Genomic DNA, 12,778 nt, shown 5'->3' with positions numbered 1-12,778 from the left:
GGCTAACGTGGCAGAAGTCCAATCCATCCATGGCAGCGGCGCAGCAGGCGCCGCAGCCGGTGCGCACCGCCGCGACGCGCAGCAAGCCGATGCAGGCGGCCAGGAATTCCTCGTCTTCACGCTGGGCGCGGAAGAGTACGGCATCGACATTCTCAAGGTGCAGGAGATTCGCGGCTACGAGAGCGTGACGCGCATCGCGAACGCGCCCGAGTTCATCAAGGGCGTGATCAATCTGCGCGGCATCATCGTGCCGATCGTGGACATGCGCATCAAGTTTCATCTGGGCCGCGTCGAGTACGACCATCAGACCGTCGTGATCATCCTGAACGTCGCGCATCGCGTGGTGGGCATGGTGGTGGACGGCGTGTCCGACGTGCTCACGCTGCAAACGGACCAGATCATGCCCGCGCCCGAATTCGGCGCGACGCTCACGACCGAGTACCTCACGGGACTCGGCACCGTGGAAGGCCGCATGCTGATCCTGATGGACATCGAAAAGCTCATGACGAGCCGCGAGATGGCGCTGATCGAAACGCTCGGCGCTTAAAGGCGACCACGCGGCACCCACAACCGCAGCCCGCAAACGCCACACAGGACAGGAGCACACGAGATGTTGCACAGGTGGTCGATTCGCACGACGCTCACGGGCGTTGCGTTCATTTTGTTGGCACTGACGGGCCTCGTCGGCGCGCTCGGGCTGTACGCGCTCGGCAACGCGAGCGAGTCGCTCGCCACGATCGCGCGCGGCGACCTCGTCGCGATGCATGCGCTCAGCGATTCGTCGTCGTATCTGCTGCGCGCGCGCGTCTCGTTCGACCGCGCCAACTCGCTCAACGAAGCAGGTCAGGGCGACGAGGCGAAAAAGGTCGTCGAGCGCGCCGAATATCTGCTCGGCAAGTCCAACGAAGCGTGGAAGGCCTTCGAGGCCGCGTCCAAGCACGGCATCGAAGCAGCGGCGCTCGACACGCTCAACGCAAAGCACGCGACCTTGCTGCAAGAAGGCGTGCAGCCCGAACTCGCGGCGCTGCGCGCAAACGATATCGCCGCGTATCAGGCCATCGCCCGCACGAAGATCAGCCCGATGTTCGTCGACTACGACAACTCGGCCGCGCCGATCGCGCAGCAGTTGCAGGACGGCGCCCAGGCGCGCGAGCAAAACGCGCGCGCGCAAATCTCGCTCATGCGCACGCTGATCGCGGTGGCGATCGCAGTGGCGCTCGTGCTCGTGGTGGCGATCCGCTTCGCGCTGCGCGGCCTCATCGTGCAGCCGCTCGAAGATGCGGTGCAGGCGTTCGAGCGCATCGCGCACGGCGACCTCACCGAGCGCATCGACGTGTACAGCAAGAACGAGATCGGGCGTCTCTTCGCGGGCATCAAGCGCATGCAGGAAAGCCTCGTCACGCTGGTGTCCGCCGTGCACACGGGCGCGGGCTCCATCGACGTGGGCGCGCGCGAGATCGCCATGGGCAACACCGACCTCTCGCAGCGCACCGAGCAGCAGGCCGCCTCGCTGCAAGAGACGGCGTCGAGCATGGAGCAGCTCACCGGCACCGTGCGCCAGAACGCCGAGAACGCGCGCCAGGCGAGCCAGCTCGCCGTCAACGCGTCGGACATCGCCACGCGCGGCGGCGTGGTGGTGGGCGAAGTCGTCGACACGATGCAGGACATCGCCGCGAGCTCGGCGAAGATCGTGGACATCATCAGCGTGATCGAGGGCATTGCGTTCCAGACCAACATTCTCGCGCTCAATGCGGCCGTGGAAGCGGCGCGCGCGGGCGAGCAGGGGCGCGGCTTCGCGGTAGTCGCGGGCGAAGTGCGCAGCCTCGCGCAGCGCAGCGCGAGTGCGGCGAAGGAAATCAAGGAACTCATCAACGACTCGGCGCAGAAGGTGCAGAGCGGCTCGGACCTGGTGGGCCGCGCAGGCACGACGATGGAGGAAATCCTTCAGGCCGTGCGCCGCGTGACCGACATCATGGGAGAGATCAGCGCGGCTTCGGAGGAGCAGTCGGGCGGCATCGAGCAGGTGAATCGCGCCGTCACGCAGATGGACACCGTCACGCAGCAGAACGCGGCGCTGGTGGAAGAGGCGGCGGCTGCGGCGGCATCGCTCGAAGAGCAGACGCGCAATTTGCAGGCCGTGCTGGGGACGTGGCGCACGAATGGGAGCGCTCATGCGGGCGGTCACGATGTGCAGGGGCGCGCAGCGGGCGCGCACGCCGTGAAGGTCGAGCCCAAAACGGCGCCGACGGCTGCTGCGGCGGTGAAGCACACGCCGCCGATGGCTGGCGGCACGGCGCGAGCGAGTTCCGGCGCGAAGCCGGCCAGCGCAGCGAAGCCGCAGTCCAAGCCGGCCGGCGCCGCGCGCGTCGAGCCGCAAGCGGCAGTCGCCACGGCGTCCGTGCAGGACGATGCCGACTGGGAAACGTTCTGAGCAACTCGTCCCGGCACGACTACGTGGAAATACGTTGAAACGAACAAGGCAATGCACATGAGCGCACAAGGACGGCAAGATTCGCACCGCGGGGCGGCCTGTGTGGCCCGCGCGGCAGCGCGGGCGCTGCACGCCGCGCGCGCGCCGGGCGCATTGCAGGCGGGCGTGGCCGCAGGAGCCGCAGCATGAAGGCGCGGCGTTTTTCCGGCGCCGCGCGCACGGACCGGGCCGAGCGCGTCGAGCGTGGCGATGCCGCGCGCGCGCCAGGCATGCCGGGCATCTCGGGAGAAGGCGGCTCACGCGATTTCGATTTCACCCCGGCGGACTTCGAGCGCATTCGCGCGCTGATCCACCGCCGCGCGGGCATTTCGCTTTCGGACCACAAGCGCGACATGGCATACAGCCGTCTCGCGCGGCGCTTGCGCGCGCTCGGGCACGAGAGCTTTCGCGCGTATCTCGACGACCTCGAGCAGCGCAACGACGCTAGCGAGTGGGAAGCGTTCACCAACGCGCTCACCACCAATCTCACGGCGTTCTTTCGCGAGGCGCATCACTTTCCGATCCTCGCCGATTTCGTTCAGCGCCGCTCGCAGGTTTCGGTGTGGTGCTCGGCGGCCTCGACGGGCGAGGAGCCGTACTCGATTGCGATGACGCTGGTCGAAGCGCTCGGCGAGCGCGCTGCACGCGAGGCGCGCGTGCTCGCCACCGATCTCGACACCCAGGTGCTCGCGAAGGCGCAAGCGGGCGTGTACGCATTCGATCAGGTGAAGCATCTCTCGCAGGAACGCCTGAAACGCTTCTTCCTCAAGGGCACGGGCGGGCATGCGGGGCTCGTGAAAGTGCGCCCGGAATTGCGGCAGATGATCCGCTTCGAGCAACTGAATCTCACCGATGCGGACTACGGCTTGCGCACGGCGTTCGACGCCATCTTCTGCCGCAATGTGATGATCTACTTCGACAAGCCGACCCAGGCCCAGGTGCTCGCGCGCTTCGAGCCGCTGATAAAGCCGGACGGCCTGCTGTTCGCGGGTCATTCGGAAAACTTCACGTACGTGACGCAGGCGTTCCGCCTGCGCGGTCAGACCGTGTACGAGCGCGCCGCGAGTGCAGGTGCGGCGGCGAGTTCGCGTCACGGCGCGAAGGCCGAACCGGTCGGAGCCATCGCATGAGCGCGCGCCTGCCGATCGCGGCCAACCGCTATTTCGACTCGCACTTCCAGCGTCCTGGCGTGAAGCTGCTGCCCAACGAATTTTTCACCACCGGCGAAGACATGGTGCTCGTCACCGTGCTCGGTTCGTGCGTGGCCGCCTGCATTCAGGACCGCACGGCGGGCATCGGCGGCATGAATCACTTCATGCTGCCCGACGACGGCGCCGATGCGGGGAATGGCGCCGGCGCGCTGCCGGCCGCTTCCGATGCGATGCGCTACGGCGCCTATGCGATGGAAGTGCTCATCAACGAGCTGATCAAGGCGGGCGGACGGCGCGAGCGCTTCGAAGCCAAGGTGTTTGGCGGCGCAGCCGTGCTCGCGGGCATGACGACCATGAATATCGGCGACCGCAACTCCGCGTTCGTGCGCCGCTATCTGGCCACCGAGAGCATCCGCATCGTCGCCGAGGACTTGCAGGGCTCGCACCCGCGCAAGGTCGCGTTCCTGCCGCGCACGGGCCAGGTCATGGTCAAGAAGCTGCGCCTCTCGCAGGAGTCGAGCGTGGCCGAGCGCGAGCAGCTACTCGCGCAGCAAACACCGGAAGCTCGGGCCGAACGGCTCGCGCGGGCCCGCGCGCGCGTGGAGCTGTTCGGCCTGCGCAGCGGCGGCGCGGCGAGTGCGGGCACTGCGCCGGGCACGGCTGCCGCGTTTTCATCATCGCCGCCGCCGGCGCGCGCGCGTATCGAGCTGTTCGGTGCAAGCGCGCCGGCGGTGCGGCCATCCGCTCAAGACAACGCCAGGACAGTGGAGGAGGCGTGAACACTGTGCAGAAAATCAAGGTTCTATGCGTCGACGACTCGGCGCTGATCCGCAGCCTGATGACGGAGATCATCAACGGCCAGCCGGACATGACCGTCGTCGCCACCGCGCCCGATCCGCTCGTGGCGCGCGAGCTCATCAAGCAGCACAACCCCGACGTGCTCACGCTCGACGTCGAGATGCCGCGCATGGACGGGCTCGACTTCCTCGAGAAGCTCATGCGCCTGCGGCCGATGCCGGTCGTGATGGTGTCCTCGCTCACCGAGCGCGGCAACGAAATCACGCTGCGCGCGCTGGAGCTGGGTGCGGTCGACTTCGTGACCAAGCCGAAGGTGGGCATTCGCGACGGCATGCTCGACTACGCCGAAAAGCTCGCCGACAAGATCCGCGCCGCTTCGCGCGCGCGCGTGCGTCCGGCGGCGCGCGCGCCGGCTGCCGGAACTGCCGCGGCGACGGCGGCTTCGGGCGCCGCCGCGCAGGCGGCCCATGCCGCCGGCGCTCATGGTGCTCACCCGCACGCGCCGCTTCACGCCGCGCCGATGCTCAACAATCCGCTCGTCTCCACCGAGAAGCTGGTGATCGTCGGGGCGTCGACGGGCGGCACCGAAGCCATCCGCGAAGTGCTCCAGCCGCTGCCGCCCGACGCGCCGGCCGTGCTCATCGCGCAGCACATGCCGCCGGGCTTCACGAAGTCGTTCGCGCAGCGCCTGAACGGCCTGTGCCGCATCACCGTGAAGGAAGCGGAGCACGGCGAGCGCGTGCTGCCCGGCCACGCCTACATCGCGCCGGGCCACGCGCATTTGCTGCTCGCGAGAAGCGGCGCGAACTACATCGCCCATCTGTCCGACGCGCCGCCGGTGAACCGGCATCGGCCGTCGGTGGACGTGCTGTTCCGCTCGGCGGCGCTGCACGCGGGCAAGAACGCGATCGGCGTGATTCTCACGGGCATGGGCCGTGACGGCGCGGCGGGCCTGCTGGAAATGCGCCAGGCGGGCGCGTTCACGCTGGCGCAGGACGAGGCGAGCTGCATCGTGTTCGGCATGCCGCGCGAGGCGATTGCGATGGGCGCCGCCGACGAGATCGCGCCGCTCGCCGAAATGAGCCGCCGCGTGATGCTGCGCCTCGCCAGCATGGGCGAGCGGGTGCAGCGCGTGTAGTACCTGCAGGGCATGCCGGGCGCGGGCTCGTGCATGTAGAGAAATTTTGGTTTAGAGGAAGGAAACGCGATGGATAAGGGAATGAAGATTCTGGTGGTGGACGACTTTCCGACGATGCGCCGGATCGTCCGCAACCTGCTCAAGGAGCTGGGCTATTCGAACGTCGATGAAGCCGAGGACGGCGCAGCGGGTCTCACGCGCCTGCGCAGCGGCGGCTACGATTTCGTGATTTCCGACTGGAACATGCCGAACCTGGACGGCCTCGCGATGCTCAAGGCGATCCGCGCCGACGCGGCGCTTTCGCACTTGCCGGTGCTGATGGTGACGGCGGAATCGAAGAAGGAAAACATCATCGCTGCGGCGCAGGCGGGCGCGAGCGGTTACGTGGTGAAGCCGTTCACGGCGGCGACACTCGATGAGAAGCTCAACAAGATTCTCGAAAAGATGGCGAAGGCCGGGAGCTGACGTGAACGAGTTCACCGACGTGCAGCCCGCCGTGCCGCCCGAAGGGCAACCCGAAGTGCCGTCCGCCGTGCCGCAGAGCGACGCCGAGACCGGCGAGCTCGCTTCGGACCGCATCCTCGCGCGCATCGGCCAGCTCACGCGCACGCTGCGCGACTCCATGCGCGAGCTCGGCCTCGACAAGCACGTGGAGCGCGCGGCCGAAGCCGTGCCCGACGCGCGCGACCGGCTGCGCTACGTCGCGAACATGACGGAGCAGGCCGCCGAGCGCGTGCTGTCCGCGATCGAGGTGGCCAAGCCGATGCAGGTGCAGCTCGAAAGCGATGCCAAAGAACTCTCGGCGCGCTGGGCCACGTGGTACGACGCGCCGATCGGCCGCGAGGAAGTGCGCGCGCTGATGGACGACACGCGCCAGTTTCTGGAAGGCGTGCCGCAGTCCACGTCGGCGACCAGCCAGCAGCTGCTCGAAATCATGCTCGCGCAGGACTTCCAGGACCTGACCGGTCAGGTGATCAAGAAGATCATGGACGTGGTCTATCTGATCGAGCAGCAACTGCTGACGGTGCTGGTCGAGAACATCGCGCCGGAGCGGCGCGAGCAGTTCGCGGCGAATGCCGCGCTGCTCGCGGAGACGGCCAGCGGCACGGGCAGCCCCGAGGCCCTCCTGAACGGCCCGCAGATCGATCCCGAGGGCAAGGCCGACGTGATGCAGGATCAGGCCCAGGTGGACGACCTGCTCGCGAGCCTCGGGTTCTAGCGGGAGGCGGCGGCCTCCTGCATCGCCTTTCAGGCTGCTTGCCGCTTGCATGGCCTCCCCCGGCCTGCACGACGGCGCGCCAGCCTGGTCGGACGGCTAGCTCCCGAATGTCATTTCGCGCAGGCATACTAGGGCCTGCTAACTCATTGCCGCCACGGCGCGCCGAGAAATGCGCGACCGGGAGAGGGAGGACCACCTTGTATCCGCACGCATCCACCGTTGCAACTGTGGCGCCGGCTACGCCGGGCGCGTCCAGTGCGCCTTCGACATCGCGTCTTGCCGTGGCGCTCGTGTGCGCAATCGGCATGTGGGGAATCGCGCAGCCGGCCAGCGCCGCGCTGGGCGGCGCGCCCATGAGCACGCCGCAGGGCGCGAGCGTCACGGTTCCGGATGCCGCCACCAGCCCGGCTGGACAGGGGGCTGCATCCGCGGTCGTGCGCCAGGCGGCGCCGGCCAGCGCGGCATCCCCGGCTTCCGCTGCCGGCAGCACGGCCGCGTCGTACACCGTGAAGCAGACCACGCTCGCGAACGGCATCGTCGTGCGCGAGTACGTCTCGCAGGCAGGCATGGTGTTCGGCGTGGCGTGGAACGGGCCGCAGCCGCCCGACCTCGCGACGCTGCTCGGCAACTATTTCCCGCAATACGTTTCCGGCGTGCAAGCCAATCGCGCGAGAGGCGTGCGTGGCCCCGGCGCGGTCGAGAGCAGCGGCCTCGTCGTGCACTCGGGCGGCCACATGGGCGCCTTCTCCGGCGAGGCGTGGCTGCCGCAGGCGCTGCCGGCCGGTGTCAGCACGTCCGACATCCAATAACGAACGGGAGGCCAAACGTGTCCATCCACGGAATCCCCGGCGCCTTCGTTCGCGCCCTGCGCGAGCCGCGTGCTTTTCTTTTTGCCGTGCTGTTCGCGCTGACAGCGGGCCTCGCCGCGTGCGGCGGCGGTGGTGGCGGCTCTGGCGGCTCCGGCGCAGGCTCCAGCGCCGGGGGCAGCGGCGACACCTCGTCGTTGCCCGCGGGTCCGCAGCAGCAGCCCATCGCCGCCACCGCCTCGAATACTGTGGCCGTGACCGTGAACCGGGGCATCACCGGCAATGTGCCCAATATCCCCACGGTGAGCGTGAAGATCTGCGTGCCGAACACCGGCACTTGCCAGATCGTCGACAATATTCAGGTAGACACGGCCTCGTTCGGACTGCGCGTGGTCAGCTCGGCGCTCGACAGCCTCAATAGCACGTTGCCGCTGACCACCAGCAACGGCGCGACGCTCGCCGAGTGCACGGGGTTCGCCGACGGCTACACCTGGGGCACGGTGCGAAGCGCCGACGTACAGATCGGCAGCGAGACGGCCGGCAACATTCCGATTCAGGTGATCGGCGATCTCGCCACGTCCACGGTCCCAACGAACTGTTCGAGCATCGGCCCGTCGCAGAACTCGGTGCAGGCGCTCGGCGCGAACGGCATTCTCGGCATCGGCGTCGCGCCGTGGGACTGCGGCTCGGGCTGCGCGAATTCCGTGCAGAACGGCTTCTATTACGCATGTCCCAACGGCACCACCAGCAACAACTGCGCGAACACGGCCGTCGCGCTGAACAACCAGGTGGCCAATCCCGTCGCGCACTTTCCCGTCGACAAAAACGGCGTGATCCTGCAGATGCCGCCCATCTCCAACAACGGCCAGGCCTCCGCCACGGGCACGCTGGTGTTCGGCATCGGCACGCAGTCGAACAACGCAATACCCACCTCGGTGCAGCGTTTCGCTACCGACGGGTCGGGCAACATGACCGGCACGTATAACGGCCACGCGGTGCGGTACGCGTTCCTCGACTCGGGCTCGAACGGCCTGTTCTTCGCCGATAGCGGCATTGCGCAGTGCGGCGGCAATCTCGGCACGTTCTACTGCCCGGCCAAGCCGCTCACGCTCAGCGCGACGCTCACCGACAAGAACAACGTGTCGAGCAACGTGAGCTTCAACGTGGTGAGCGCAGCGGCGCTGCTCAATAGCGGCTCCAATTTCGCGCTCAACGATCTCGCCGGCGCGTTCGGGTCGAACGCGAACCTCGACCTCGGCTTGCCGTTCTTCTACGGACGTTACGTGTATTACGGTTATGGCCAGGCGCCCTACGTCGCGTTCTGACGTGTTCTGACGCGCATTTGCCGCGCGTCCGCCGCTGCTGCGGCGGGCGCGCATGCCTGCCTCGCCCTGGCCCTCGTGCCGCCTTCGTACTGACCCTCGTGCCGCCCCCCGGCCACCCCATCTCCCGAACTACCCCGGTTTCCCCGTCCTGATCCGCCAATCGCCGCTTGCGCCCCGAGGCAATAATCGCTCTCACTGAAAAAGGGCGTGCGCCGTCACCGCAGGGGTGGCGGGTGTGCGTGCGCCGCGACCGGAGCATCCGTGGCAGAGGACAGCGACCTCGAAAAAACCGAATCAGCCACTCCCAAGCGCCTCGAAAAGGCGCGTGAGGAGGGGCAGGTCGCGCGTTCGCGGGAGCTTTCCACGTTCGCGCTGCTCTCGGCGGGGTGTTTCGGCGCGTGGATGCTGTCGGGCACCATCGGCGAGCATTTGCAGACGATGCTGCGCGGCGCGCTCACCTTCAACCACGCGGGCGCGTTCGAGACGAAGCGCATGCTCACGGGCGCCGGCGTGGCCGCGCGCGAAGGTCTCGTCGCGCTCTTGCCCGTGCTCCTGTTGACCGGCGCCGCCGCGCTGCTCGCGCCCATGGCGCTGGGCGGCTGGCTGTTCTCGACCAAATCCCTGGAGATGAAGTTCAGTCGCCTCAATCCGGTGTCGGGGCTTGGACGCATCTTCTCGGTGAACGGGCCGATCCAGCTTGGCATGTCGATCGCGAAGACGCTCGTGGTGGGCGGCATCGGCGGATCGGCGCTGTGGATGCGGCGCGACGAAATTCTCGGTCTCGCCATGCAGCCGCCGCCGCGCGCGTTCGCCGACGCCCTTCATCTGATTGCCGTGTGCTGCGGCACGACCGTCGCCGGCATGTTCGTGGTGGCCGCCATCGACGTGCCGTATCAGCTCTGGTCGTATCACCGCAAGCTGCGCATGACCAAGGAAGAAGTGAAGCGCGAGCACCGCGAGAATGAAGGCGACCCGCACGTGAAGGGCCGCATTCGCCAGCAGCAGCGCGCCATGGCGCGCCGCCGCATGATGGCGCAGGTGCCCAAGGCCGACGTGGTGGTGACCAATCCGACGCACTTCGCCGTCGCGCTCCAGTACGCCGACGGCGAAATGCGCGCGCCCAGGGTGGTCGCCAAGGGCGTGAACCTCGTGGCCGCGCGCATCCGCGAGCTCGCCGCCGAGCACAACGTGCCGCTGCTCGAAGCGCCGCCGCTGGCGCGCGCGCTCTATTACAACGTCGACATCAATCGCGAGATTCCCGGCCCGCTGTATGGCGCGGTCGCGCAGGTGCTCGCGTGGGTCTATCAGCTCAAGCGCTTTCGCGAGCACGGCGGCGATGTGCCGATGGCGCCCACCGACCTCGACGTGCCGCCGGAACTGGACAAGGGCGCGGTGAGCGACGAAGACGCCGCCGAGGAAGCGGACGAAGCGCTCTCGCCCGAGGAGCGCGCGGCCAGCGGCAGCGCACAAAACACCGCATCAAGCACAGCATCGAACCCCGCCCACGGCGCGAATCGCGATGACACGCGCAACGACGCCCGCAACGGCAACGAAGGAGCCACAGAATGAACGCCCGCACCGGTTTCCTCGCGCGGCGCCCGGACGTGCTGCAAGGCACGAATCTGCGCGCGCTCGCCGGACCGATCCTGATCTGCATGATCCTCGGCATGATGATCCTGCCGCTGCCGCCGTTCCTGCTGGATCTGCTGTTCACCTTCAACATCGCGCTATCGGTGATGGTGCTGCTCGTCAGCATGTACACCATGAAGCCGCTCGACTTCGCGGCGTTCCCGAGCGTGCTGCTGTTCTCCACGCTGTTGCGCCTCTCGCTGAACGTGGCCTCCACGCGCGTCGTGCTGCTCGAAGGCCACACCGGCCCCGACGCGGCCGGCAAAGTGATCGAATCGTTCGGCCACTTCCTCGTGGGCGGCAATTTCGCCGTGGGTATCGTGGTGTTCGTGATCCTCATGGTGATCAACTTCATGGTGATCACGAAGGGCGCGGGGCGGATCGCCGAAGTGTCGGCGCGCTTCACGCTCGACGCCATGCCCGGCAAGCAGATGGCGATCGACGCCGACTTGAACGCGGGCCTCATCAACGAGGAAGCCGCGCGCAAGCGCCGCACCGAGATCGCCCAGGAAGCCGAGTTCTACGGCTCGATGGACGGCGCGAGCAAGTTCGTGCGCGGCGACGCCATCGCGGGCCTCCTGATCATGGCGATCAACATCATCGGCGGGCTGATCGTGGGCGTGGTGCAGCACGGCATGCCGTTCGCCTCGGCGGGCGAGACCTATACGCTGCTGACGATCGGCGATGGTCTCGTCGCCCAGATTCCGTCGCTCGTGATCTCGACGGCCGCGGGCGTGATCGTCTCGCGCGTGGCGACCAATGAGGACATCGGCACGCAACTCACCGGCCAGCTGTTCACGAACCCGCGCGTGCTGATGATCACCGGCGCGATCATCCTCATGATGGGCATGATTCCGGGCATGCCGCACTTCGCATTCTTGCTGCTGGGCGGGGGCGCGATCCAGCTTGGCCGCGTGATGAAAAAGAGCGCCGAGGCGAAAAAGGCCAGCGCCGTGCTCGCGGACGTGCTGCCGGCTGCCGCCGCGCCCGTCGAGAACGCCGAGGCGAGCTGGGACGACGTGGCGCTCATCGACACGCTCGGGCTCGAAGTGGGCTACCGCATCATTCCGCTCGTCGACAAGAACACCGACGGCGAGCTGCTCAAGCGCATCAAGAGCATCCGCAAGAAGTTCGCGCAGGAAATCGGCTTCCTGCCGCCGGTCATTCACATCCGCGACAACCTGGAGTTGCGCCCGAACGCTTACCGCATCGCGCTAAAGGGCGTGGAAGTGGGCTCGGGCGAGGCGTTCCCGGGCCAGTGGCTCGCGATCAATCCGGGGCAGGTGAGCGCGGTGGTGCCCGGCACGCCGACCACCGACCCGGCGTTCGGGCTGCCCGCGATCTGGATCGATTCGAACATGCGCGAGCAGGCCCAGGTGTTCGGCTACACGGTGGTCGATTCGAGCACCGTGGTGGCGACGCACCTCAATCACCTCGTGGTGACGCACGCGGCCGAATTGCTGGGCCGCCGCGAAGTGCAGGCGCTGATCGAGCGCGTGCAGAAGGACACGCCCTCGCTCGTGGACGACCTCGTGCCAAAGGTGCTGGCGCTCACGACCTTGCAGAAGGTGCTGCAAAACCTGCTGGAAGAGGGCGTGCCGATCCGCGACATGCGCACGATCATGGAGTCGCTCGCGGAGCATGCGCCGCGCATGCCCGACGCACACGACCTCACGGCGGCGGTGCGCATCTCGCTGGGCCGCGCGATCACGCAGCAGTGGTTCCCCGGCAATGCGGACATGCAGGTGATGGGGCTCGACGCCAATCTCGAACGCGTGCTTTCGCAGACGCTGACCTCGGGACCGAACCCCGGGCTGGAGCCGGGTCTCGCGCATACGCTGCTCACGCAGACCGAAATGGCGATGGGACGTCAGCAGGCGTTGGGACTTGCGCCCGTGCTGCTCGTGCAGCATGCGCTGCGGCCGATGCTCTCGCGCTTTTTGCGCCGCAGTCTGCCGCAGTTGAAGGTGCTTTCGTATGCCGAGGTGCCGGATACGCGCAATGTGCGGGTGGTGAATGTGGTGGGGGCGGGGTGATGAGCTGAGGGGGCGAGGCGTCAAAACGCTTCGAGAAGATCCAGAGTCGATGTAACGCCGATTGGCGCCGGCGCTTCCAGCATTGCCTTGTGCAGCGTGAATTTGCGTTCGCGCTCGCTCGCGAGGTCGTCGAATCCCTGCTTGAGGGCATCAAAACCATAGGTCTTCAGGCTTGACGCTGACGACTTCTTCGCCAGCGCGGGATT

General features: G+C 67.5%; 11 protein-coding genes. All 11 read left to right on the top strand.

The features are described 5' to 3' along the window. Window positions 1-7 precede the first annotated feature (7 nt). The 11 genes from P5W99_RS14590 (at window position 8) to flhA (ending at window position 12,572) form a co-directional block, all read left to right on the top strand. Window positions 8-547 carry a chemotaxis protein CheW gene (locus P5W99_RS14590; RefSeq protein ID WP_421025035.1) on the top strand — a complete coding sequence of 180 codons (540 nt, stop codon included), beginning with the start codon at window positions 8-10 and terminating at the stop codon, window positions 545-547. A 63-nt stretch (window positions 548-610) separates the two neighbouring features. Further along, on the top strand, window positions 611-2,431 hold the full coding sequence (locus P5W99_RS14585) for a methyl-accepting chemotaxis protein (RefSeq protein ID WP_434661249.1): 1,821 nt from the start codon (window positions 611-613) through the stop codon (window positions 2,429-2,431). A gap of 269 nt (window positions 2,432-2,700) precedes the next feature. Further along, window positions 2,701-3,600 (top strand): CheR family methyltransferase, encoded by a 900-nt coding sequence (locus tag P5W99_RS14580; RefSeq protein WP_421025293.1) that lies wholly within the window; start codon window positions 2,701-2,703, stop codon window positions 3,598-3,600. Beyond that, window positions 3,597-4,400, top strand: a complete 804-nt coding sequence (cheD, locus tag P5W99_RS14575; protein WP_421025033.1) for a chemoreceptor glutamine deamidase CheD — start codon at window positions 3,597-3,599, stop codon at window positions 4,398-4,400. Before P5W99_RS14580 ends, cheD begins: the two co-directional genes overlap by 4 nt. Before the next feature lie 5 nt (window positions 4,401-4,405). Next, entirely contained in the window at window positions 4,406-5,557 is a 1,152-nt protein-coding gene (locus tag P5W99_RS14570) for a protein-glutamate methylesterase/protein-glutamine glutaminase (protein ID WP_434662610.1), read from the top strand. A 69-nt stretch (window positions 5,558-5,626) separates the two neighbouring features. Next, the gene (gene cheY / locus P5W99_RS14565) at window positions 5,627-6,022 is read left to right on the top strand and encodes a chemotaxis response regulator CheY (RefSeq protein ID WP_421025032.1); all 396 of its coding nucleotides are present in this window, start codon (window positions 5,627-5,629) and stop codon (window positions 6,020-6,022) included. Between the two features lie 55 nt (window positions 6,023-6,077). Beyond that, the gene (gene cheZ / locus P5W99_RS14560; protein ID WP_421025291.1) at window positions 6,078-6,776 is read left to right on the top strand and encodes a protein phosphatase CheZ; all 699 of its coding nucleotides are present in this window, start codon (window positions 6,078-6,080) and stop codon (window positions 6,774-6,776) included. Window positions 6,777-7,081: 305 nt separating this feature from the next. Then, window positions 7,082-7,585 (top strand): DUF2844 domain-containing protein, encoded by a 504-nt coding sequence (locus tag P5W99_RS14555; protein WP_421025290.1) that lies wholly within the window; start codon window positions 7,082-7,084, stop codon window positions 7,583-7,585. A gap of 23 nt (window positions 7,586-7,608) precedes the next feature. Beyond that, window positions 7,609-8,907 (top strand): DUF3443 domain-containing protein, encoded by a 1,299-nt coding sequence (locus tag P5W99_RS14550; RefSeq protein ID WP_421073911.1) that lies wholly within the window; start codon window positions 7,609-7,611, stop codon window positions 8,905-8,907. Window positions 8,908-9,168: 261 nt separating this feature from the next. Continuing rightward, a complete protein-coding gene (flhB, locus tag P5W99_RS14545; protein ID WP_434661246.1) occupies window positions 9,169-10,476 on the top strand; it encodes a flagellar biosynthesis protein FlhB in 1,308 nt (435 codons plus the stop codon). Further along, window positions 10,473-12,572 carry a flagellar biosynthesis protein FlhA gene (gene flhA / locus P5W99_RS14540; protein WP_421025030.1) on the top strand — a complete coding sequence of 700 codons (2,100 nt, stop codon included), beginning with the start codon at window positions 10,473-10,475 and terminating at the stop codon, window positions 12,570-12,572. Before flhB ends, flhA begins: the two co-directional genes overlap by 4 nt. The last annotated feature ends 206 nt before the right edge of the window (window positions 12,573-12,778 follow it).

This window comes from Paraburkholderia sp. A3BS-1L (assembly GCF_051125215.1).
Lineage (GTDB): Bacteria > Pseudomonadota > Gammaproteobacteria > Burkholderiales > Burkholderiaceae > Paraburkholderia.
Note: the sequence above shows the minus strand (reverse complement) of the source record. Positions and strands in the feature narration are given on the sequence as shown.

Excerpts from the sequence above, each read along its gene's own strand:
- flhA (WP_421025030.1), top strand. The coding sequence starts at position 10,473 with ATGAACGCCCGCACCGGTTTCCTCGCGCGGCGCCCGGACGTGCTGCAA.
- P5W99_RS14580 (WP_421025293.1), top strand. The coding sequence starts at position 2,701 with ATGCCGGGCATCTCGGGAGAAGGCGGCTCACGCGATTTCGATTTCACC.
- cheD (WP_421025033.1), top strand. The coding sequence starts at position 3,597 with ATGAGCGCGCGCCTGCCGATCGCGGCCAACCGCTATTTCGACTCGCAC.
- P5W99_RS14585 (WP_434661249.1), top strand. The coding sequence starts at position 611 with ATGTTGCACAGGTGGTCGATTCGCACGACGCTCACGGGCGTTGCGTTC.
- cheY (WP_421025032.1), top strand. The coding sequence starts at position 5,627 with ATGGATAAGGGAATGAAGATTCTGGTGGTGGACGACTTTCCGACGATG.
- P5W99_RS14555 (WP_421025290.1), top strand. The coding sequence starts at position 7,082 with ATGTGGGGAATCGCGCAGCCGGCCAGCGCCGCGCTGGGCGGCGCGCCC.